The following is a 21,055-nucleotide window of genomic DNA, read 5'->3' on the forward strand; positions in this document are numbered from 1 at the left end:
ATCGTCCAGCGGTTACCCTGGCTTGCGGAAAAACGTATTACCTCTGGTGACGCGGCAGCCTGACAGGTGGATCCTCTGTCCAGTCGGGTCGCTCACCAGACATTATTGCCCGCTGCTGAGAAGGCGTTACCGGCTGGAAAATATCCGGCATAACGCGTCCTGCTCCTGATTGTGTGTTGTTCACTTTGTTGCTGTTGTCGCTACAGCCGGAGAAAACACAGGCTATCAACGTCAGCCGCAAAAGCTTTTTCATCATCTCTTTTTCCGCTTATCGCTGGGGCTTACGCCCTGGATGCAGGGTTAGCCACTGAGGCGCTCTCTGGCCCCAGAGCCGGTGCCGCGGCAGGGCGATACTTATCAATCAGCGCGCGGGCAATCGCTTCAGTTTCCGCATCGGCACGACCGCTTATATCCTCAGGCCGAAAATGCATCTGGAAGGCGCTGATAATTTTTTGCGTATCCTCATCCAGCACGCCGTTCTGCGGAATTTGATCATAGCCATATCGCTTGAGAAGGGCCTGAATGACGCTGACATCAGCGGGGGCATAGCGAGAGCGATCGGCAAGGTAGCGGGTGACGGTCAGACTGTCTGGCCAGGCACCGATACCGGCTGCTGCCAGGCGTTGCCAGGGAAACAACTTGCCGGGATCCTGCTTACGTAAAGGCGCGATGTCACTGTGTCCGACCACATTATCAGGCGTGATTTGATAACGCTGAATAATATCTTTCGCCAGAGCAATCAGGGCGGAAATGTGCTTTTCCTGATAGGGATACCAGATACGCTCGCCATGCATATCCTCAGTAAATCCTTTATTGACAATTTCAATGCCTATCGATGCATCATTAAGGTTAGAGCGACCATTCCAGAAACTTACGCCGGCATGCCAGGCGCGCTTACGTTCGTCAACCAGCTGTAACACCACTGGCTTCCCCTGTATCCATGCGGGCTCAGACGGAATTAAATAGTGCGCGCTTACCTGCTCCTCTGTCAGCGTCTTTAAAGACTGACTATCATCCAGCGCGGTATAGTGCATAACCAAAAACCGGACTCTTTCATTTTGCCCGGTAGCCTGATAATCATGAAGGCTATAATAGCCATTGCGTTTTTCAATATGAGCAGAATTTTGTGCACAACCTGATAACACCAGGGTTAATATTGCTGGCAAGGTTGATTTTATTAACATACTTAACGCAGGGGAGAAGATGTTCTTTTTCATTAAATAAACATTCCTTGTAAGTAAAGAGGCTATTATACCGTCATTTCTGATGAAAAAGAGGGTGATTAACGGTGTGTGACATCTTTATATTAAGCCGGAGCGGGTAACTGATATATCAGATATTCATCAGGCTCTTCACGGTGAATCTTTTGCATTCGGCTCTGGTTTGCATCATTTTACTGCGCGTCACTTCGCTGGACAGGATGGCAAAAGCGCTTTTCTGCTCTCAACGTCATGAGTCAGCGCTCGCCTCAGCGGGGATAACGACGCACCGGTGCCCGGGCAATATGCTGTCCTGGTTTGGTTAACAGCATGATCTGTCCCCTTTTTTTAAGAGATTTTTATAACCAGTTCTGTTTGTAAAGCGCTGCACGCCAGGGTGACGGGCAACTATTAACACTGATTTTTACAGGGTGTGTTCAGGAACCGATGTTATTATTCTTAAAGGCTGCATTCCGCTTGTTGGGTTAGCGTAGCGAATAAGTTTTTATCATATGGTTTTGGCTAGCGCGGTAATAATTTCCAGAAAGCAGTAACGGGATACGGTTGCGTTTTTTATTCTTGATGCGCAGTGTCTTTATGGGTGGCGGCGCGTCTTGTCGGCTCTGTATTCCGTCCTTGGCTGTCATTTTAAACATCTGTTCTGTCCGTTACTGAAAAGAGAAATGTTTAACGGATTATCATTGTCCACTATTGCCAGGGGTGCACGGCATAACGCGACACCTCTTATTCCTGAAACCACCGGGCTGATCATAATAATCAAAATAAATGCGCGCAACACCCGCGGATAATGTCTGTCGCTGTGAAGATTTTCGTCGGCTCTTCGTGTTATTCTGCCGCTGCTAAAACAGCATTGATAACTGCCAGGGCAGCCGTAAAGCCTCACCCCTTAGCGGTAATGGTGTTTGCCAGACTCATGAAGATGCATTCAGCGTTGCCTGAATTCATTTTCAGCGTCAAGACCGCTACAGGCTGGCAGGCAGCATTTTCTTTTGTCAGATACGATTTCAAACGTTTGCCGGGTTAAGCCCAACGTCAGGATAGTATGCCATCGAATATGTCTCGATTATTATCTGTGCTGGCCATAGCATGCATGCTCACCGGCTGCGCGCGCTCTGATGCGTTGTGGTGGGTGACGCAGGATCTCTGTATGCCCCATTATCAACACTGGCGCAATCCGGCGCCCTGCCAGCAAATCTACTCGCCGCAGGGCAAGGAAGAGGGCTTCAGCGTCCTGCAAAATCCCCGCTACCCCTACCACTTTATCCTGGTGCCGAACCTGGCGATGGCCGGTATTGAGAGTCTCTCACTCTCGCGACCAGGCCGTACCGACTACTTTGGCTATGCCTGGCTGATGCGCTATCGCCTGGCGGCCGCTTATGGCGCAGCCGTGCCTGACGACAGGCTGGGTATGGCGATCAACTCCGCTTATGGGCGCAGCCAGAACCAGCTACATATCCACCTCACCTGCCTGCGCGAAGATGTATACCGCCAGCTACAGGCCGAGCGCCCCTATGTCAGCGATCAGTGGCGTCCGCTGCCCGATCGGATGCTGAATCATCGCTGGTACGCCCGCCGCGTGATGCAGCCAGCAGCAATGGGTATCTATCCTGTCGACTCGGTAGCGCGCGCGTTCCATCTGTCGCCGGCACAGCTTGCAGAGTATGGCGTGGCGCTGGTGCCGACTACCTTTGACGGAGAAAGGGGATTCATTCTGCTGACCACCCGGCGCGGCTGGGATAAAGGAAATCGGGCTTCGGTAGAGGCTTTGTTAGATAAGCGCTGCGAGGTACTGATGCAGTAAGGCGCGCGCTTTGCGGCTGGCGTTAAGACCGGATAAGGGAGTGTGGCCCGGCTTCGCCCCTGAACCTTTCCTGGTTTGCTACGGAACTGACAGGCTGTACAGGTTGTCTTTATCCTGGTCTACTGTCAGCAAAATCAATCAACGTGGAAAACACTATGCGCAGGAATCAGAACGCACTTTTTTTAGCAGGATTACTGTTTGGCTCGCTGAGCCTTGTTCCCGCCGCACAGGCTGAAGGCGACGTCGCCGATAATGCGCCCCCGCCGCCGCAGATCCAGCAGCAGGCACCTGCCGCGCAGCCGCAGGGCGATAGCACTGACAGCAGCGGCCAGCCGCCGCTCGGCCCCAATGCTGAAGAGCCGGAAACCGGCAGTGCGCCCGCGCCGGACGCAAACGCTGGCAGCCCACAGGCGCAGTCAAACTACGACCTCAACCGCATTATCATCGACTATAAAGAGTACAAAGTGGGTGACAGCGTGCCGCAGCAGTATCTCGACAAATCCTACAATATCGTCGAGTGGCAGAAGCGCAATCTGCCCGCACCGGAAACCGGCAGCCACTGGACCTATATCGGCGGCAACTATCTGCTGATCACCAACGACGTCGGCAAAATCCTCAAGGCGGAATCTGGCGATATCTACTATCGCGGCTAAGCGCTTAATCCGCGCTCATCGGTGAGAAGGCCTGGGCCATCTCACCGGCTTGTGGGTATTTGGGGCAGGATAAAGCCGGTCACGCGACCGGCTTTTTTTTATGCGAACCGTTCCGGCCGGAAGCTCGCCAGCATCGGCTGTTTCTCGCCGGTCACGATCTCCTCCGCCAGCAGCTCGCCGGCAATCAGCGCCAGCGTCGCGCCGGAGTGGGTAAAGGCGACAAAGCAGCCCGGCACGCTCTCCAGCTCGCCCAACACCGGCTCACCGTCGCCGGGGATCGGTTTTAACCCCAGCTTCCAGCTGGCGGCACGCAGCGGTTCGCCTTTCACTAACTGGCTCGCTTCGGCGGCGAGCTGCGCCACCACGCTTTCGTCGATGGCGTAGCTGCCGTCCGCCTGCTGCTGAATATCCTCTTCATACCAGTCGTGATCCAGCGCGAACGTGTTGCCTGGATTGGGGCGCACCGCCGCGCGCGGTGTGTTCAGCACCGCCTTCAGCCCGTGCGCGCCCGGCTCGGTGATCACCAGCATCGACACGGGCGAGCCGTTGGGGATGGTGACGCCGAGCGGCGCGACTACGTCAGGCGTTGCCGGGCCGCAGGCGACCAGCACCGCGTCGGCGCGCAGCTGGTCCCCGCTTGCCAGCCTGACGCCGCTGGCGCGCGGGCCGTCGCGCAGCACCTCGCATTTTCCGGCGTGCTCGACGATCTCGCCGCCCAGCGCGCGCAGCTGCTGCGCCAGATACGTCACCAGGTGCGGCAAACTCACCCAGCCTTCGCCAGGGTTAAAGATCGCCTCCTGCGCCAGCGCCGCGCCCTCGACCTGCGCGTCGGCCTGCGCCAGGCTATCGCGCGTCACCAGATGCGAATCGTAGCCGTGCGCCTTCTCATAGGCATGCCGCGTGCGCGTGCCGCTCAGGTCGTCCGCTGCCCAGAACAGGCCGCCGTCGAAGCGCAGCCAGTCGCGCGTCGGATCGTCGGCGAACAGCGTGCGGTAGCGGTCGATGCCCGCCATGCGCAGTGCGTGATAGGGCAGAGAGCGCTCGCCCGCCGAGTTAAGCCAGGAGAGCGAACGGCCGGAGGCGCCGGAGCAGAGCGCCGCCTCGGTCACCAGCGTGACCGCCGCGCCGCGTTTCGCCAGATGCAGCGCGCTGGAAACGCCCAGCGCGCCGCCGCCCAGTACCACTACGCGACGCAGATCTTCTAATGCCATGATTCAGTTCCTTGTTCAGTTCGAAAGGGGGAAGGGCCTACAGCACTTCCGACAGAAAACGTTGCAGGCGCGGCGACTGCGGCGCGTCGAACAGCGCAGCGGGCGGGCCCGCCTCGACAATCTCGCCTTCGTCCATAAACACCACCTGATCGGCGACCTTGCGCGCGAAGCCCATCTCATGCGTCACCACCACCATGGTCATGCCGCGTCGGCAGAGATCGGCCATCAGCGTCAGCACGCCTTTTACCAGCTCGGGATCGAGCGCGGAGGTCGCCTCGTCAAACAGCATCACCTCCGGATCCATTGCCAGCGCGCGGGCGATCGCCACGCGCTGCTGTTGCCCGCCAGAGAGATCGCGAGGCCGGTGGTCGGCGCGCTGGCCCAGGCCCACCTCCTCAAGCCGCTGGCGCGCTATTGCCATCGCCTGCGCCTTCGGCAGACCTTTCACTTTCCACGGCGCAAGCGCGACGTTCTCCAGCGCGCTGTGGTCGGGAAACAGGTTGAAGTGCTGGAACACCATGCCGATGCGCAGCCGCAGCGCGTCGGGCTTGTCCTTCAGCACCGAGCGTCCAGCCAGCAGCACATCGCCCGATTTAGGCTCATGCAGGCGGTTGATGCCGCGCAGCAGCGTGGATTTGCCGGAGCCGGACGGCCCGATAATGCAGGTGGTGGTGCCGGGCGCGATGCGCAGCGACACGCTGCGCAGCACGTCAATCGGCCCGTAGGAGAGCGACAGATCGCGCAGCTCCAGGCTTGACCCTTTCCAGTTGGCCGCCGCAGGCGGCTCGCTCAGCTTCATTGCAACGCTCATGACTGCCCCCGATGACCGGTTAAGGGTTGTGTGGCCAGTGCGCCCTCACGGCGCGTCAGCACTTCTTCGACCTCTTTCAGGCCGCTCTGCGGCGCGGTAAGCCGCCGACGGCCGGTGCGGTAGCGCACGTCGATAAGGTTAACCGCATGGGTCAGCGGCACAGTGATAATCAGGTAGAACAGTCCGGCCAGCATCAGCGGCGACAGGTTGCCACTCAGCACCGCCGCATCCTGTCCGACGCGGAACAGTTCGCGCTGGCCGGTCATCAGTCCGAGCAGATAGACCAGCGAAGAGTCTTTGATGATGGCGATAAACTGGTTAACGATAGCGGGCAGCACGCGGCGGATACCCTGCGGGATCACCACCAGCCGCATGGCGCGCCCGTAGCTCATGCCCAGCGCGCGGCACGCCTCCATCTGGCCGCGCTCCACGCTCTGAATACCGGCGCGGAAAATCTCGCCCATATAGGCGCTGGCGATCAGGCTGAGGGCAAAGATGCCGAGCGGGTAGGGCGTCGGCCCAAAGAGCTGGTAGCTGAAGCGCGCCAGCCCCTGCCCGATAAGCAGAATGGTCAGAATTGACGGCAGACCGCGAAACAGATCGGTATAGAGCCGGGCGGGCAGTCGCAGCCAGCGCGACGGGGAAATCCCCATCATCGCCAGCAGCAGGCCAAACAGCGTGCCGAGCAGCGTGGCGGCAACCGAAATAATCAGGGTATTGACCAGACCGGTTGCCAGCAGCTGCGGCAGGACGTCCTTCATTGAGTCGAAGTCAAAGAAGGTACGGGAAAGCATTGTCAGAAGATCCATCGCCGTACTCCGTCAGTACGCGTGACGGGCGAAGCCGTCACCGGTGAAAAGCCGAACGCGCAGCGTTCACGTATTACTGGCCGCCAGGCAGATACTGCTCTGGCATGGGCGAGCCGGGGAACCACTTCTGGTAGAGCTGTTTCCAGGTACCATCCTGCATGGCGGCCCTGATAGCGCTGTCGAGCGCGGCTTTGAACGCCGGTTTGTTTTTGGCGATAGCGACGCCCGCCGGGGCATCAAACGACGGAATGTCGGCGGCGGAGACGAGCTTAAAGCGGGCGGCGTAGCTTTTGGCCGCCTCGTAGTCGAGAAAGACCGCGTCCAGCGTGCCGTTGTTCAGCGCTGAGACGGCAGCGTTATTGTCGGGGAAGCGCACCACGTCGCTCTGGGTAAAGTGCTGCACCGCATAGCTCTCCTGAAGCGTGCCCTGGATGACGCCAAGGCGACGTTTCGCCAGCGTCTCCACACTCTTCACGCCGCTGTCGCTGCGCGTCAGCACGGTGAGATAGCCCGCCAGATAGCCGGTAGAAAAATCCACGGTTTTCTCACGCGCCGGGGTAATGCCGATGGCGGCTACGGCGGCATCAAACTGACCATTGGCAACGGCAGGCAGGATCGCGGAAAAATCCTGCCCCACGAAATCCACCTGGTTGATACCCATGCGGTGCGCCACGTTTTTAAAAAACTCGACGTCGAAGCCGGTGAACTGGCCGCTGGCGTCGGTAAAGGTATAGGGTTTGGAGTCACCTACGCTGGCGATGCGCAGGTGGCCCGGCTCCAGCAGGCCCCAGGGGTTATCACTGCTGGCGGCCAGCGTGCTGAAAGAGAAAGAGCAGAGTGCGATGGCAGCGCCGCACAGGGCGCTCAGGTGAATTGACGATTTCATAGCTCATCCGTTTTTGCAGGTTAAACATCAGAGACAGCTGAGCCGGTAATAGTGTTAGTGTGAGACCGGTCTCAACGCAGGGCGCAGCATGAGAACAGTTGTTGTGAGACCGGTCTCAAGGCGTTATAGTGAGTTTAAGCACAGCCTTTTTTCGACGTCAATCTCTCTGTCATCAACCTGTGATTCGAATTAATTATGACCAACCAGAAAATGCGATCCAAAGCCCCTACCGTGGCAGATGTTGCCAGAGCGGCCAGCGTGTCAAAAGCCCAGGCGGCAAGGGCGCTCGGCGGTTACGGTGCCGTCAGTGAAGAGGTGCAGACGCGGGTTAACCGTGCGGCGGCGGCGCTGGGTTATCGGCCCAACGAAGTGGCACGAACCATGAATACCGGCCGATCCAACACCATTGGCGTCATTGTCGGTGATATTGAGAACCCCCACTTTGGCCTGGCGCTGCGCGGCATGGCCGACGTGGCGCGCCAGGCAGGCTTCCACCTGCTGCTGGGCAACAGCGATGAGAAATTACAGGCCGAGCAGGATGCGGTGCGGGTGATGCTGGAGAAGCGCGTTGACGGCATTATCGTGGCACCCAGCCATTCGGAGTGGGATAAAAACGGGCATCTGCTACAGATTCTGGAAGAGGGGCGAGCGCTCAGACTGTTTGACCGCGCGGTTAGCGATCTCGACGTGGAAGCGATTTGCTGCGATTTTACCCGCGTGGCGCGCGAGGCGACGCAGCGGCTGCTGGCGGCAGGACACCAGCACATTGCCTATATCACCAGCATGGAGCTGGAGGGCACCTGCCGTGACGCCACTGATTTTGGCCTGACGCCGGTGGCGCAGCGCGTAGGCGGAATGATGGCGGCGTTCCGCGCCGCGGGCGCGGTTTACGACACTTCCCTGATCCAGGCGAATGCGGGCAGTGACGCGCAGATCGCCCACATCGTCGACACGCTGTGGCAGCGGGCCACGCCGCCGACCGCGCTGATCGCCTCCGACAGCCTGGTTGCGATGTCGCTGCTGCGCGCGGTGGCACAGCGCGGGCTGCGCATCCCGCAGGATCTCTCCTTTATCATGTACGACAACTTTCCCTGGAGTGAAATCGTCACGCCGCCGCTGACGGTGGTGGCCCAGCCGGTTTACGAGATGGGGTGCGAGGCGGCGCGGCGGCTGATCGCGGATATTCGTGGCGAAAGCGCCGGACCGCTGCCTGCCTTTAGCGCCGAGCTGGTGGAGCGGCACTCCATTGCCGCGCCCGCTCAGTAGCTGGTGCGCGCTGCGCCTGCGGCCTGCTGGCGAAACTGCGCCAGCCGTCGATCCAGCGCGTCGGTATAGAGCATGGTATCGACGCCGACCGCGACAAAGTTTGCGCCCCAGCCGATCGCCCGCTGCGCCATCGCGATGTCCACCGCCAGAAATCCCGCGGCTTTACCCGCCTTGCGAATGCGGCGGATGCTCTGCTCTATGATCTGCTGCACGTCGGGATGCGCGGCGTTATCGGGGTAGCCGAGCGAGGCGGAGAGATCCGCAGGGCCAATAAAGATGCCGTCGATCCCCTCTACCTCCAGTAGCGCATCAAGATTCTCTATCGCGGTTTTGCTCTCCGCCTGAATCAGCAGGCAGAGCTCATCGTTGGCACGCGCCATATAGTGCCCAACGCGTCCCCAGCGTGCCGCTCGCGCCACGCCGGCGCCGACGCCGCGGGTGCCGAGCGGCGGGTAGCGTGTGGCCGCCACCAGCGCGCGCGCCTGCACGGCGGTATCAATCATCGGCACCAGCAGCGTTCTTGCGCCAATATCCAGCACCTGCTTAATCAGCGCCTGCTGAAACTCTACCGGGCGGATCACCGGCTGGCTGCGATAGGGGGCAATCGCCTGAAGCTGGTGGTAGAGATCCTGCACCGTATTCGGCGCGTGCTCGCCATCGATCAGCAGCCAGTCGTAGTCGCTGGTGGCGGCAATCTCAGCCAGATAGGAAGAGGTACTGCTCAGCCACAGGCCAATCTGGGTTTCGCCACGCGCCAGGCCAGCTTTAAACGGGTTGTGTAACGGATCCAGCATAGTGCCTCCAGGGTTAGTGCTTTGTCTGCGACGCCAGCGCGACGCGAGAGTCGGAATGCAGACCAAAAATCATCAGCGCACCCAGGGCGGCGATGGCGGCGAGCACCAGCAGACCCGCGCTGCCGCTGTTAAACAGCGATTCGGCTTTCACGCGGATCAGCGGCGCCAGGAAGCCGCCCGCTGCGCCAAACAGGTTAACGAAGCCGATGCCCGCCGCCAGCGCGCTGCCGGAGAGCAGCTGTGTCGGCATGGTCCAGAACACCGGCTGCACGGCGATAAAGCCAACGGCCGCGACGCTCAGCGCAACGATCGCCAGTACCGGTGAGACCAGACCGGAGACGCCGATGCCCAGGGCGGCCGCCAGCAGCGTGGTCGCCGCAATCAGGCGGCGTTCGCCGGTACGGTCGGCATAGCGCGGGATAAGCCAGGTGCCGAACAGCGCGGCGATCCAGGGAATAGCGGCCACCACGGACGCGACAAAGCCGACTTTGGTGCCCAGCAGCGCGGCAACCTGCGACGGAAGAAAAAAGATCAGGCCGTAGACCGCTATCTGGATAGTCATGTAGATCAGCGCCAGATGCCAGACGCGCCCCTGACGCAGCGCGTCGCGCAGCCGTGCGGTAGATTTTTGTTGCTCCTCGCGCTCCAGCTGCTGCTGCAGCGCGGCTTTCTCGTCCCCGTTGAGGAAGCGCGCCTGTGCCGGGCTGTTATCAAGCCAGGCAAAGGTAAACAGCCCGGCGGCCACCGCCATTAGCCCTTCAATCATAAACATCCAGAACCAGCCCGGATGGCCGAGAAAGCCGTGCATCTCCAGCAGCGCGCCAGACAGCGGGGAGCCAAAGGTCAGCGCCAGTGGCGCACCCATATAGAACAGCCCCATCACGCTGGCGCGCTGCTGCTGGGGAAACCACTGTGAGGTGAGATAGATCATACCGGGGAAAAAGCCCGCCTCCGCCGCGCCAAGCAGGGTGCGCACCAGCAGAAATTTGGCTTCGGTATCGGCAAACGCCATTGCGGCGGAGAGAAAGCCCCACAGCAGGGTAGTGGAGCCGATCCAGCTGCGCGCGCCAAAGCGGCGCATCAGCAGGTTGGCGGGCACCCCGAACAGCGCATAGACCACAAAAAAGATGCCTGCCCCCAGCGCATAGGCCTCATTGCTCAGGCCAGTGTCGAGCTGGTAGGCCTCTTTTGCGAAGCCGATATTGGCGCGATCGAGAAACGCCAGCACGTAGAGCATCAGCATAAAAGGGATCAGGCGGGCGCGGTTTTTGCGTACCGCATGTTGCACAAGGCTGTTCATCACATTGACCCTCACAGTGGCGTCACAAAGCAGGCCGCGTTGCAGCCTGCGTCATCAGTGGGTATAGGGGCGTTTCAGGCCGTCGCGGTTCAGCTCAACCCCGAAGCCGGGCTTGTCGAGTGCCGACTTATGCAGGCGGCCACGCGTCGGCACCGGTTCGTCGATCAGCAGCGGATCGAACTGCGGGCGCAGGGTGCTACAGTCCGGACTGGTCATCAGAAACTCGCTGAACGGGCTGTTGGTAAAGGTGATCACCGCGTGGTGGGAGTAGACCGACGAGCCGTGCGGCACCACCAGCTGCCCGCGTGATTTCGCCAGCGCGGCGATCTCAACCAGCGTGGTCAGCCCGCCGCACCAGCCCACGTCTGGCTGCAATATATCGATGCCGGTGTCGGCCAGCGTGCGGAATGAGCTGAGCGTGCCGTGGTGCTCACCGCTGGAGATCAGCATGCCCGGCGGGGCCTGGCGTTTCAGCTGCGCATAGCCTTCATACTGCTGCGGCGGCAGAGACTCTTCCAGCCACTTAAGATTGTAGGGAGCGCAGGCGTGCGCCAGCTTAGTGGCGAAGTTCACGTCCTGACTCATCCAGCAGTCGAGCATTAGCCAGAAGTCGGGGCCGCACGCCTCACGATAGTGAGCGATGCGCGCCGCCTCTTTACGGATGCCTTCATCACCGTCGTGCGGGCCCCACTGCACCGCCATCTTGCCGCCGATAAAACCCATCTCCTGGGCCAGATCGGGACGCGCGCCGGTGGCGTAAAATTGCAGCTCGTCACGCACCGCCCCGCCCAGCAGCTGATAGACCGGCAGCTGCGTCACCTTGCCAAACAGATCCCACAGCGCCAGGTCAACGCAGGAGAGGGTATTCATTACAACGCCGCCGGAACCCGCGTAAAACAGGGTCGCGTTCATCATCTGGTCGTGGATCAGCCTGATATCGCTGACGCAGCGTCCCTCCAGAAAGCGGTTCAGGTGCTTCTCCACGATAAAGCAGCCCATTTCACCGCCGGTGGAGATGGCAAAGCCGGTCTGGCCGTTATCCGCTTCTATCTCCACCACCAGCGTGCCCAGCACGTTGATGCCAAACGACTGACGCGACTGCTCATAGGCTTTGTACTTGCTCATTGGCGTGGCGATATGATCGTCGATCCAGTGGCCTCCGGGCTGATCGTGATAGTCAGCGCCAGCGGCGGCTTTTTCTGCGGTTGCGCCACCGGTGAACCAGGCGCGGACGGTTTTGATTTTTGGCAGGGACATAGCGTTCTCCAGGTTAACAGGCAAAAGATTCCGCCGGGCTGCGCCAGCCCAGGGCATAAGAGATGTCACGCGCGCAGGCGATCGCCTGGCCCGCCAGATAGTCGCGGTTATCGTCGTCGATTTGCAGCCGCGTCCCTACCAGCGAAATAGCGGCGACCAGCTGGCGGCGCGCGTCGAAGATCGGGGCGGCAACGCAGCGCACGTCGGGATAATCTTCGCCGTTGTCAACACTCCAGCCCTGGCGGCGAATACGCGCCAGCTCGGTGACCAGCTCATCGGCGCTGCGGATCGAAGTGGGGGTGACGGCAACAAAGCGCAGCTGGCTGATAATGCGCGCCTGCTCGTCGGCAGGCTGCCAGGCCAGCAGACACTTACCGATGCCGGAGCGGTGCAGCGACAGGCTTTTGCCCTCGTGCGAGCGCACGCTGATGGTGGCGGGGGATTCAAGCTTCAGGATGTAGCAGGCGTGACCACCGTCGAGAATGCCGAGATGACACAGCAGGTTGCTCTCCTGCATCAGGCGCGTCAGACGCGGGCGAGCAATCTCGCGGAGATCCATTTTCTCCAGCGCGTGTCCGGCGAACTCCACCAGACGCGTCCACAGGCGATAGTGGTCATGACGATCCACCGTGATAAGGCGCTGCTTCTTTAGCTCGGCCAGCAGCAGATAGGCACTGCTTTTCGGCAGGCGCAGGCCGTCGATAATGTCGGCTGCGCTGCACGGCCCCTGCCGGGCGATAAAGTCGAGGATAGCGATGCCGCGTGTGAGCGCGGGTACAGGCGTTATTTCCAGCATGCTGGACTCCAGTCTGAAGGTCTGGAAGCAGTGTTGTGAAATCAGCGGTGCGTAAACGTGAGCCGCGTCAAATAAGGCAGGTCAGAGCCGACGGGGCTGGCGCGGGGTGCGCAGAGTGTGAGATGCCGCGCGTTGCCGGTACAGCGGGCTGGACGCCCGCGCTTTTTCTGTGCCGTGGGTGTTTTGCCCGGCGGCAACGTGGCATTCTGCTGAGATACCCCACTCAAGGAGGCGCAATGTCACACATTACCAATGAATATGGACAGCCCGTTGGTCAGCCGTTACCGGACTGGCAGCCGCGACCGCTGCCGCAGCGGGAAGTGCTTGAGGGCCGCTACTGCCGGCTGGAGCCGCTCAGCGTGGCGCAGCACGGCGAGGCGCTGTTTGCCGCCTACGCGCTGGCAAAAGATGGCCGCGACTGGACCTATCTGTTTGCCGGACCGTTCAGCGACTATGCCGCATTTCAGCACTATGCGCAGCAGATGGAGAGCAGCCGCGATCCACTGCATTTTGCCGTGGTTGAGGTGGCAACCGGACGAGCGCTGGGCACCCTGGCGCTGATGCGCATTGAACCCCAACATGGCGTCATTGAGGTCGGGCATGTGACGTTCTCTCCCTTGCTGAAGCAAACGCGCATCGCCACCGAAGCACACTACCTGCTGATGCGCTACGCCTTTGAGCAGCTTGGCTATCGACGCTACGAATGGAAATGTGACAGCCTGAATGCGCCCTCACGCCGCGCCGCGGCACGGCTGGGTTTCCAGTATGAGGGCGAGTTTCGCCAGGCGATTGTTTATCGCGGCCGCACGCGCGATACCAGCTGGTTCTCAATAATTGACAGGGAATGGCCGCTGGTGAAACAGGGATTTGAGCGCTGGCTGGCGGCAGAAAATTTCGGTATCGACGGCCAGCAGCGAGACAGGCTGGAAACACTGCGCCAGCGGCCCTGAGCTGAGACGCAGGGCCGCTTCTGCCTTAACTTTGCGGCACGATCTGGATATCGACCATGCCGATGCCCAGTCGTCGCGGAGCCTGGCCGGTAATATTGTCCAGGCTGCTCTGCTGCGGCTCCGGCGGAGCAATGTTGAGCGTATGGCTGCCGTTGGGATTGGTGAAGTGGAGCGTGGTGGTCGAGAGCGCCTCGCCCAGCGTCAGCATCTGCTGCTGATCGCCGACGCGCACCGGAATCGGGCGGTGCGCGTTGGCCCCAAAGGCGCGCGCGGTGATCACCAGGTCAAAACGGGCGGGCAGCGGATCGACATATTCGATGCTGACCTCAGGGGCGAGGTTGGCGTTCGACCAGCGGCCCCAGTTCTCCCAGCGTGAGATACCGCTAAAGCGTTTCACGCTGCCCGGCGCGCCCGGCACGGCGAACAGAAAGCGATCGGCATCGTAGCGAATATCGTTATCTTCGATGCGGATCATCTGCTGATTGCGCTGATATTGCTCGCTGCTCAGCACGCTTTGCGGAAACTGCACCTGACCTTTCCACTGCGGCTTATCGATGCGCGTCACGCTCGGCTGACCGCCGAGCTGTCCCATTGCCAGACAGAGATCGGTAGAGAGCGCCAGTTCCGGCTTCCACAGCCGCGCCATGCGGAAGCAGCGATCCACCCAGACAAACTTCTCACCGGCGGTAAAATCGGCCAGCTGATAGCGCAGCGGCGCGGAGTATTCCCCTTCCGGCAGCGGCTCAACGTGGCTTTCGTTAACGCGGAACAGAATCGGCAGGCGGAAGGTGGCCCCGGAGAAGCTGAAGCTATTTTTCGCCTGATCGATAACGAAACGATCGAGCTTTTTCGGGAAGTTCCACAGCTGAATGATATCCGCTTTCCAGCGGCCAATGTGGTTCTGAAAATCGTCGAACTGGCCTGCCAGCGTTGCACCGGCCAGGCTGCTGCGGCCCAGACCGATCGCCTTGTCGCCGCCGAGTATATCGAGCACCGTCGCGCCGTTATCCAGCGTGCTGCGTGGCTGATCGATCACCTCAGCCTGCGGGCGATCGCCACGGATCACCATAAAGAGATCGCGGCGCGGCTGTTTGATCAGGTAGGAATGCGCCGTGTTGTTCATCGCCAGGTGATCGGAGGTCACCACGATCACCGTGTTTTTGAACCACGGCGATGCTTTGATGCGGGCAATCAGCCGGGCAATATGCTCCTGCGAACAGGCGACCGCGCTAAAAGACTGATTGGGTTTGCCCTCGTAGCTGTAGCTTCTACGCTGACAGCTGCGCGAGATAAAGCCGTCGGGATGATGGGTGTCGACGGTCAGCGCAAAGAGAGCAAAGCGTTTTTGCTGGCGCGACAGCGCCTCATACTTTTCGAACACCTCATCCATCACGGTGTCATCGTAGTAACCCCAGTTATTGCGGTAGCCAGCATCGGCAACGCGATCTTTCAGCTCCTGCGAGCCGTACATATTGTCGGGATCAAAACCGTGCGATTTTAAAAAGATATCTTTGCCGGCGAAGCGCAGATCTGCGCCCTGAATAAACCAGTTCTCATAGCCGGAATTTTTCAGAATATCGCCAAGACAGATATTTTGCGGATAGAAACTGGAGAGCGCGGCAGAGGCGTTGCCGTCGAAAGGGGCAAACAGCGGAATGCCGCACTGCGAGGCCACCATGCCCGCGATGGTGTAGTCAGTGCCCGGCAGCTGCACGGTGTTGCTGAAGTCGATACTCTGTGCCTTTTCGCGGCCCAGCTCTGGCGTCAGGCCGGGGAACACCTGGTCGTCAAAGTAGGTGCGCTCCAGGCTTTCACCGTAGATATAGACCAGGTTGAGCTGCGGGCTGTCGATGCGCTTTTGCGGCACTTTGTAATAGCTGTCGAAGTCAGAATCCGCCAGTTGGGTATGCGAGGCGACCAGGCTGGCAACCTGGCGAAACGCGGGGGTGGTCTGCACCGATCCGGCGGCGCAGGCGACCGCCAGCAGACTCCAGCCAAGATGATGTGGCCGCTCATGGCGGCGTAAGAGCCAGCTCAGCAGGCAGACCAGCAGAAACAGGACTAAAATCAGGCCGATCGCAGGCACGACATATTTACTGACGCCCGCTCCGGTCAGGCTGTTAGTCAGGGTATAAAGCACCGCATCGTTGATGCCGTCGCCGGTAAAATAGTTGCTGGCGTAGAGCGTGGCATTAAGTACCACGAACAGCATCAGCAAGAGCAAGATCAGGGAAAACCAGATTTTATTTCGCCCGGCTTTACAGGCGTAAACAGCGATAGCGGCCAGAAATAGCCCTGTCGAAATAAATTCGGACAACGTCAGATCCTCTTTTGAAATGAATCAGCGCTTCCTGCGCGGCCCGCGTTAAGCGTGGAGTAACTGGCGTCAATCTATAATGGCTGTCATAACGCTGCAACCTGCGGCGCCCGAATTGTGCAGTGGATAATCTTTCAGAAATAAAGTGCAGACGAGAGGCGGGGGACCCTCGTCTGGATCAGGGGAAAAATGCGTTAAATCAAAGCCAACCGGCAGGAGAGGCGACTAAAGCCGCCCGGTAAGATACTGGGCCTCGCCGTCGGCAAAGCTCCAGTCACCTTTTTCATTGGTGATAAAGCTGATCATCAAATCCTTGCCCTCTACGCCGCTGCTTTCTCGCAGTTCACGCGCCAGCTCTGCCATAAAAAGTTGCTTCTGCTCCGTGCTGCGCGGGCTGGTATAGACGCGCACCATTACCAGATTATCGCTGCGGCTAAAGCCCAGGCCGGTATCCTGAAACACCATCTGGTAAGCCTTGTTTTCGTGAACAATCTGGTAGCGATCGCGCGCAGGTACCTTAAAAGCCGTCAGAACCGCACGGTGCGCGGCATCCAGCAGCGTACGCATTTCAGATTCCGAACGGCCCTGTATCACGTCAAATTGCAGCAAAGGCATCACTATCTCTCCTCTTGAACGACACTTTTACGTATGCTGATGCCCTTATCCTGACCGTTCTGCGGGCAAAGAAAAAGCGCGCTCGCTGAACTGATTATTCACCATAGTGAACAATTAACGATGCAAGAGATCAAAACGGATGCGCTCTGGATCCATCTGCACTGGCTGCTGGTGCTGGCGGAGCAGGGCAGTTTTACCCGCGCTGCAGAACGGCTTGAGGTCAGTAAGGCGGCGATGAGCCAGAAAATTAAAGCGCTGGAGCAGGCCGCAGGCGTGGCGCTGGTACAGCGCACCACGCGCAGCGTCAGGCTAACGTCGGCAGGTGAAAAGCTGGTGGAGGAGCTGCGTGAACCCTTTACACGCATTGCGCAGGGCTTCTTCAGCGTGCGCGATGCCGCCGGTCCGGTGCGCGGCCTGGTACGCATCAGCGCACCGGTGGCGTTTGCGCGTCAGCAGCTGATCCCTGTGGTTGGCGATTTTTTGCGGACCTATCCGCAGATTCGCCTGCAGCTTGACGTAACGGATCGCCTCGTGTCGCTTGGCAGCGAAGGCTTCGATCTGGCGATACGCCACAGCGATACGCTGCCGGAAACCCACGTTGCGCTGCCGCTGTGCGATACGCGCACGCTGCTGGTCGCTTCACCGGCTTATCTGGCCGCGCAGGGGGCACCGCAGACGCCGCAGGAGCTGGTGCAGCACAACTGCCTGTATTATCCGCGCGGCGTCGAATCTCCCTACTGGACTTTCGCCAGCGTGACGCAGGAAGAGCGGGTGCGGGTGCGTATTCAGGGAAGCTTCGCCACCAATAACAGCGAGTCGATACGTGATGCGGCGCTACAGGGACTGGGCATCGCCATGCTGCCGGACTTCAGCGCCAGCGAAGCGCTGGGCTCCGGCGCGCTGCAGCAGGTGCTGCCGCGCTGGCGAGCCGTAGAGGCATTTGCAGAAAAGCTGTGGATCGTTCGGCCATACAGCGCCCAGGTGCCGCGCGCGGTAACCACCCTGACAAGCTGGTTACGCGCGCGCTTTATCCACGGATGATGGCAGCGCCATGCGCGTCGGTGCCACCATCATGCCGCCCAGCAGGCTGGCGCGGTTATAGAGGCCAATGCGCAAATTGAAGTCGAGATGCAGACGTTCATCTTTGCTCAGCCTGATCACCGGCGGCGGCGTTTGCGGACGCTGGTGAAACAGCACCGAGCAGGCGAATGCATCACTGTTGCCGGCATGTAGCTGCTGGTAAAACCACGCGTTGGCGTCAGCTTTGCGTAAATAGAGATTCACGCGGCGATATTCCTTAATAGCCACCTGCTGGGCCAGCGATAACAGCGCCTGTACCGGATGAGGGATCTTCTGCACGATAAGCGGATAGTCGTCACGCTTCTTCAGCTCATGAATAAAATTATGTGCGCCGAGATTTTTAACGGGAGCCAGCTGCTTCAGCCATTCGCGAATAAAGGCATTGCCCGGTGCGGCGGCGATAAACCAGCTTTCGATAACGGGTGACAGGAAATTAAGCGTGCTGGTTTCATGATAATAACCAATCACGTCCATAGGCTTTTCCTGCTGAACCTGATGCACCCAGTCGAGCTTTTCAAACAGCAGGGTGCCGCAGTCGATACTGATACCACCAAAACGATAGAGCAGCTCAAGCCGAATAATTTCACTTTTATGCGCGGCGGTCAGATCGGCAGAGATAAAGGTTAAATCTGGCAGCCACTGTGCCAGCGTACTCTGTGTGACCAGATGCAGCGAATGGTCGGGATTGTCCTGACGCAGCTGATTGATGCTGAGGCGCAGCGAAGGCGGCAGCTGATCGTCATGCCAGTACATCCAGATGGTTTTCGGGATCGCGTCCGGCGCTTTCTCCGCCGACAAAATGACCAGGTTTTCTTCCTGGCTGGCGTCATATTCAGGCGCGGTCAGCGCGCTGTGCTTTTTCTTTTGCCACAGCATTTGACTGCTAAAAGAGACACGTTTCCAGTTGCGCCAGAGCGTATGTGCAGGGTGTTGACGGTGTTGATTCATAAGGCACCTGTTATTGTGATTATTGCTGCGGGTTTTCCCTGGTGAGGCGCAGCGCAGAGTGCGCGTTAGTTTCCTCACTGCTGTGTTTAAATTCTCTTCAACGATTTAATAAAGCATTATTTATAGGCGCGCTACGACTTTTGCTTAATTTCAGATAATACGGAATGCGCTGGATCTGTTTATCGCTTACCGCCTTCGGTATTTATTTATATATCTTTAAATTCGCCACGCTCTTGTCTGAGGAAATAAATAAAGGAATTCTTAATTTCGCCGTGGTTTATTTAGCGCTCAGGCGATTTTTCTCTTAATGGCAGAGTTATTCGCGTTAATGACGCCGTTAAGCCACGCTGATGTTTTGCCCGGTGGCTGATGGCATAACGGCATTTGTCTACGCTTAAGGAGGGCTTACTGAGAAAAGGAGGCGCTATGTCTGAACAAACCCGTGGACTGCTGGCGGTCGACAAGCAGGGCAACCGCGTACTGTTTCTCGATCCAGAAAGTTTTGTTGTGCAGCGCGAGCTTAATGCTTTTCCGCCGCGCCCACACGAGTTGCTGATGCTGACGCCGTGGCACAAAGCCTATGTGCCCATCTATGGCGACGGTGTGCATGGTGACAATCCGCATCCGGGCCATAAGATCGCGGTGATCGATCTGGCGAAGCGTGAGATCAGCGGCTTTATCGATCTCTCTCCGTTACGTTCGCCACACAGCGGTCAGCTGGGCCGCGACGGTAAAGTCTATCTCTGCTGCGAAAGCAGTGCGGCGGTTGCCGTCATCGATCCGGTCAGCGACCGCGTGGAGAAAATCATTCCCATCCCGTCGCATAATGCCCACCGGCTGACGCTTTCACCCAGCGGGCGCAAGCTGTTTACCGACAATGAAGAGGATGCCAGCATTACCGTGGTGGATTTGTGCGAAGCGGAAGGGCGGGTAATTGATACTATTTTGCTGCCTGGCCCCATCGCCGGCATTGCGGCATCGCCAAAGCACCCCTATCTGGTCGCCAGCGCCGCCGATGCACCGCACCTCTACGTTATCGACCGCCAGAGCCACCGTATTCGCCAGCGGCTGGCGTTGCCCGGGCATCAGCAGCCATGTCAGGTGGTGCGCTTTAGTGCTGACGGCGAGCGGCTGGTGGCAATCGGCGATGAGGAGCCAGTCGTCACGCTGTTCGACGATCTGCTCAATCCGCTTGGCGATATTGCCGTTGGCAATAAACCCATGGATGGCTGTTTCAGCGAGGATAACCAGCAGTTGCTGATTGCCAATGAAGGCGACGGCACGCTAAGCGTGATCGATCTGACTCAGGGAACCGTTATCGCGACACCGCGCGTTGGCACCGGCTGTGAAGTACTGAGCTTTTTTAGTCTGCTCAGATAAAAGGGCGGTGGTAAATTGCCGAGCTCCAGTGACGGCTGCTGGCATGTTTTTCCGCCTGCCAGCCGCGCTTGCGTAGTTCACGCGCAATCATTTTATTCATCAGACCGTGGCCCAGCAGCAGCACCGTTCCCTGTTCTGACAGCGCAATCAGCTTGTCAGCGGCGCGGGCGGCACGCTTTCGCGCACAGAGTAGCGATTCACTTTCTCCTGCGTAGCCGCACAGCCACAGCATGCGCAGCGCGGTTAACCAGAGAAGCGTCGGCAGTTCAAGGCGCGGCGAGGTCACCAGCGGAAGAGAAACTTCGCTGAACAGCGCATCCACCTCTACCGGATGCAGACCCAGACGCGCCAGCGACGAGCGCGCACGCGGAAGTGGGCTGCACACCACCACCGAGGCCTGGCGCGCAATAGTGATGCTGCGTTCGGGCGGCGTATCGCACACCAGCGCCATATCATAAGCTTCGCACCAGTCTGCCAGAGCCTGCGCATTAAGGCGGCCTGCCATCCGGTGTTCCGGCTTTCCGTGTCTCATCAGGATAATGGTCATAGGGCTCCCGCTTAGCTTCCTTAAGCCTAATGCAAAGCCGCCTGATGTTGAAATTTAGCCACCGGCAGGCAAAAAATCACGGCCCGTCATCAGAAGATCATGATATCAGGCGAGACTATTGCCTGCCCACATCACACAGGTTGCCTGAGGGTAATATTAAGAGAAAATGTTATGTACCAAATGAAACCAATTCTTTTTGGTTGAGTTTTATTTATTTAAGTTAATGATTTTATTATTTTAAATGGGTTTTTACGGGGTTTGTTGTATGAGGATGTCGATCTTCAAGGCTAAATTTACTTGATTTATCTACGCGCGTAGATAGACTGGTGGTCAGTGATTACTCGCGGTGGACGATGCGAGAATGGCTTACAGGTTGAGTCTTTGCCTGTTTAACGCGACCGGTGCTTAACATCG

General features: G+C 59.0%; 20 protein-coding genes. 6 read left to right on the plus strand and 14 right to left on the minus strand.

Annotated elements, in window-relative coordinates; genetic code table 11:
• Positions 1 to 37: 37 nt before the first annotated feature.
• Entirely contained in the window at positions 38 to 256 is a 219-nt protein-coding gene (locus HP564_RS12055) for a hypothetical protein (RefSeq protein ID WP_371243290.1), read from the minus strand.
• A 25-nt stretch (positions 257 to 281) separates the two neighbouring features.
• On the minus strand, positions 282 to 1,178 hold the full coding sequence (locus HP564_RS12060; RefSeq protein ID WP_371243365.1) for an N-acetylmuramoyl-L-alanine amidase: 897 nt from the start codon (positions 1,176 to 1,178) through the stop codon (positions 282 to 284).
• Positions 1,179 to 2,262: 1,084 nt separating this feature from the next.
• Here HP564_RS12060 and HP564_RS12065 point away from each other — a divergent pair.
• A complete protein-coding gene (locus HP564_RS12065) occupies positions 2,263 to 3,021 on the plus strand; it encodes a CDP-diacylglycerol diphosphatase (RefSeq protein WP_371243292.1) in 759 nt (252 codons plus the stop codon).
• Between the two features lie 155 nt (positions 3,022 to 3,176).
• Positions 3,177 to 3,674: an RcnB family protein gene (locus HP564_RS12070; protein ID WP_371243294.1), complete on the plus strand. Its 498-nt coding sequence runs from the start codon at positions 3,177 to 3,179 to the stop codon at positions 3,672 to 3,674.
• A gap of 98 nt (positions 3,675 to 3,772) precedes the next feature.
• Here HP564_RS12070 and HP564_RS12075 read toward each other — a convergent pair whose 3' ends face one another.
• From HP564_RS12075 to HP564_RS12090, 4 genes are all read right to left on the minus strand, one after another.
• Complete coding sequence (locus tag HP564_RS12075) at positions 3,773 to 4,885, minus strand: NAD(P)/FAD-dependent oxidoreductase (RefSeq protein WP_371243296.1); 1,113 nt, start codon at positions 4,883 to 4,885, stop codon at positions 3,773 to 3,775.
• A 37-nt stretch (positions 4,886 to 4,922) separates the two neighbouring features.
• On the minus strand, positions 4,923 to 5,696 hold the full coding sequence (locus HP564_RS12080; protein WP_371243298.1) for an amino acid ABC transporter ATP-binding protein: 774 nt from the start codon (positions 5,694 to 5,696) through the stop codon (positions 4,923 to 4,925).
• A complete protein-coding gene (locus tag HP564_RS12085; protein WP_371243300.1) occupies positions 5,693 to 6,505 on the minus strand; it encodes an amino acid ABC transporter permease in 813 nt (270 codons plus the stop codon). Before HP564_RS12085 ends, HP564_RS12080 begins: the two co-directional genes overlap by 4 nt.
• Before the next feature lie 73 nt (positions 6,506 to 6,578).
• On the minus strand, positions 6,579 to 7,391 hold the full coding sequence (locus HP564_RS12090) for an ABC transporter substrate-binding protein (protein ID WP_371243302.1): 813 nt from the start codon (positions 7,389 to 7,391) through the stop codon (positions 6,579 to 6,581).
• Between the two features lie 195 nt (positions 7,392 to 7,586).
• Here HP564_RS12090 and HP564_RS12095 point away from each other — a divergent pair, with 195 nt between their 5' ends.
• A complete protein-coding gene (locus HP564_RS12095; RefSeq protein WP_371243304.1) occupies positions 7,587 to 8,657 on the plus strand; it encodes a LacI family DNA-binding transcriptional regulator in 1,071 nt (356 codons plus the stop codon).
• On the opposite strand, the gene yfaU is transcribed toward HP564_RS12095, so the two are convergent.
• The 4 genes from yfaU to HP564_RS12115 are packed head-to-tail and all read right to left on the minus strand — an operon-like array spanning position 8,651 to position 12,804.
• Positions 8,651 to 9,451 carry a 2-keto-3-deoxy-L-rhamnonate aldolase gene (yfaU, locus tag HP564_RS12100; RefSeq protein WP_371243306.1) on the minus strand — a complete coding sequence of 267 codons (801 nt, stop codon included), beginning with the start codon at positions 9,449 to 9,451 and terminating at the stop codon, positions 8,651 to 8,653. The genes HP564_RS12095 and yfaU overlap by 7 nt on opposite strands.
• Positions 9,452 to 9,464: 13 nt before the next feature.
• Entirely contained in the window at positions 9,465 to 10,751 is a 1,287-nt protein-coding gene (locus HP564_RS12105) for an MFS transporter (RefSeq protein ID WP_371243308.1), read from the minus strand.
• A gap of 54 nt (positions 10,752 to 10,805) precedes the next feature.
• On the minus strand, positions 10,806 to 12,008 hold the full coding sequence (rhmD, locus tag HP564_RS12110; RefSeq protein ID WP_371243310.1) for an L-rhamnonate dehydratase: 1,203 nt from the start codon (positions 12,006 to 12,008) through the stop codon (positions 10,806 to 10,808).
• A gap of 13 nt (positions 12,009 to 12,021) precedes the next feature.
• Positions 12,022 to 12,804, minus strand: coding sequence for an IclR family transcriptional regulator (locus HP564_RS12115; RefSeq protein ID WP_371243312.1), 783 nt, complete (start codon positions 12,802 to 12,804; stop codon positions 12,022 to 12,024).
• A 236-nt stretch (positions 12,805 to 13,040) separates the two neighbouring features.
• Here HP564_RS12115 and HP564_RS12120 point away from each other — a divergent pair, with 236 nt between their 5' ends.
• Entirely contained in the window at positions 13,041 to 13,754 is a 714-nt protein-coding gene (locus HP564_RS12120; protein ID WP_371243314.1) for a GNAT family N-acetyltransferase, read from the plus strand.
• 25 nt (positions 13,755 to 13,779) lie between these two features.
• On the opposite strand, the gene opgB is transcribed toward HP564_RS12120, so the two are convergent.
• The gene (opgB, locus tag HP564_RS12125) at positions 13,780 to 16,071 is read right to left on the minus strand and encodes a phosphatidylglycerol--membrane-oligosaccharide glycerophosphotransferase (protein WP_371243316.1); all 2,292 of its coding nucleotides are present in this window, start codon (positions 16,069 to 16,071) and stop codon (positions 13,780 to 13,782) included.
• A gap of 225 nt (positions 16,072 to 16,296) precedes the next feature.
• Entirely contained in the window at positions 16,297 to 16,686 is a 390-nt protein-coding gene (locus tag HP564_RS12130) for a tautomerase family protein (RefSeq protein ID WP_371243318.1), read from the minus strand.
• Between the two features lie 120 nt (positions 16,687 to 16,806).
• Between HP564_RS12130 and HP564_RS12135 the strand changes: the two genes are divergently transcribed.
• Positions 16,807 to 17,727, plus strand: coding sequence for a LysR family transcriptional regulator (locus HP564_RS12135; protein ID WP_371243320.1), 921 nt, complete (start codon positions 16,807 to 16,809; stop codon positions 17,725 to 17,727).
• On the opposite strand, the gene HP564_RS12140 is transcribed toward HP564_RS12135, so the two are convergent.
• Positions 17,701 to 18,714, minus strand: coding sequence for a glycosyltransferase family 32 protein (locus tag HP564_RS12140; protein ID WP_371243322.1), 1,014 nt, complete (start codon positions 18,712 to 18,714; stop codon positions 17,701 to 17,703). The two genes, HP564_RS12135 and HP564_RS12140, sit on opposite strands and share 27 nt — an antisense overlap.
• Before the next feature lie 426 nt (positions 18,715 to 19,140).
• On the opposite strand from HP564_RS12140, the gene HP564_RS12145 reads away from it, so the two are divergent.
• A complete protein-coding gene (locus HP564_RS12145; protein WP_371243324.1) occupies positions 19,141 to 20,094 on the plus strand; it encodes a YncE family protein in 954 nt (317 codons plus the stop codon).
• On the opposite strand, the gene HP564_RS12150 is transcribed toward HP564_RS12145, so the two are convergent.
• Positions 20,087 to 20,641 (minus strand): histidine phosphatase family protein, encoded by a 555-nt coding sequence (locus tag HP564_RS12150; RefSeq protein ID WP_371243326.1) that lies wholly within the window; start codon positions 20,639 to 20,641, stop codon positions 20,087 to 20,089. The two genes, HP564_RS12145 and HP564_RS12150, sit on opposite strands and share 8 nt — an antisense overlap.
• Positions 20,642 to 21,055: the final 414 nt, after the last annotated feature.

Source organism: Pantoea sp. KPR_PJ, assembly GCF_041386365.1.
Taxonomy (GTDB): Bacteria; Pseudomonadota; Gammaproteobacteria; order Enterobacterales; family Enterobacteriaceae; genus Pantoea.

What these genes read in the sequence shown, in the direction of transcription:
- HP564_RS12105 (WP_371243308.1), bottom strand. Translation starts at nt 10,751, where the DNA reads ATGAACAGCCTTGTGCAACATGCGGTACGCAAAAACCGCGCCCGCCTG.
- HP564_RS12130 (WP_371243318.1), bottom strand. Translation starts at nt 16,686, where the DNA reads ATGCCTTTGCTGCAATTTGACGTGATACAGGGCCGTTCGGAATCTGAA.
- HP564_RS12080 (WP_371243298.1), bottom strand. Translation starts at nt 5,696, where the DNA reads ATGAGCGTTGCAATGAAGCTGAGCGAGCCGCCTGCGGCGGCCAACTGG.
- HP564_RS12090 (WP_371243302.1), bottom strand. Translation starts at nt 7,391, where the DNA reads ATGAAATCGTCAATTCACCTGAGCGCCCTGTGCGGCGCTGCCATCGCA.
- HP564_RS12120 (WP_371243314.1), top strand. Translation starts at nt 13,041, where the DNA reads ATGTCACACATTACCAATGAATATGGACAGCCCGTTGGTCAGCCGTTA.
- HP564_RS12075 (WP_371243296.1), bottom strand. Translation starts at nt 4,885, where the DNA reads ATGGCATTAGAAGATCTGCGTCGCGTAGTGGTACTGGGCGGCGGCGCG.
- HP564_RS12095 (WP_371243304.1), top strand. Translation starts at nt 7,587, where the DNA reads ATGACCAACCAGAAAATGCGATCCAAAGCCCCTACCGTGGCAGATGTT.
- yfaU (WP_371243306.1), bottom strand. Translation starts at nt 9,451, where the DNA reads ATGCTGGATCCGTTACACAACCCGTTTAAAGCTGGCCTGGCGCGTGGC.
- HP564_RS12085 (WP_371243300.1), bottom strand. Translation starts at nt 6,505, where the DNA reads ATGGATCTTCTGACAATGCTTTCCCGTACCTTCTTTGACTTCGACTCA.
- HP564_RS12140 (WP_371243322.1), bottom strand. Translation starts at nt 18,714, where the DNA reads ATGAATCAACACCGTCAACACCCTGCACATACGCTCTGGCGCAACTGG.
- HP564_RS12115 (WP_371243312.1), bottom strand. Translation starts at nt 12,804, where the DNA reads ATGCTGGAAATAACGCCTGTACCCGCGCTCACACGCGGCATCGCTATC.
- HP564_RS12065 (WP_371243292.1), top strand. Translation starts at nt 2,263, where the DNA reads ATGCCATCGAATATGTCTCGATTATTATCTGTGCTGGCCATAGCATGC.
- HP564_RS12150 (WP_371243326.1), bottom strand. Translation starts at nt 20,641, where the DNA reads ATGACCATTATCCTGATGAGACACGGAAAGCCGGAACACCGGATGGCA.
- HP564_RS12135 (WP_371243320.1), top strand. Translation starts at nt 16,807, where the DNA reads ATGCAAGAGATCAAAACGGATGCGCTCTGGATCCATCTGCACTGGCTG.
- rhmD (WP_371243310.1), bottom strand. Translation starts at nt 12,008, where the DNA reads ATGTCCCTGCCAAAAATCAAAACCGTCCGCGCCTGGTTCACCGGTGGC.
- HP564_RS12055 (WP_371243290.1), bottom strand. Translation starts at nt 256, where the DNA reads ATGATGAAAAAGCTTTTGCGGCTGACGTTGATAGCCTGTGTTTTCTCC.
- HP564_RS12070 (WP_371243294.1), top strand. Translation starts at nt 3,177, where the DNA reads ATGCGCAGGAATCAGAACGCACTTTTTTTAGCAGGATTACTGTTTGGC.
- HP564_RS12145 (WP_371243324.1), top strand. Translation starts at nt 19,141, where the DNA reads ATGTCTGAACAAACCCGTGGACTGCTGGCGGTCGACAAGCAGGGCAAC.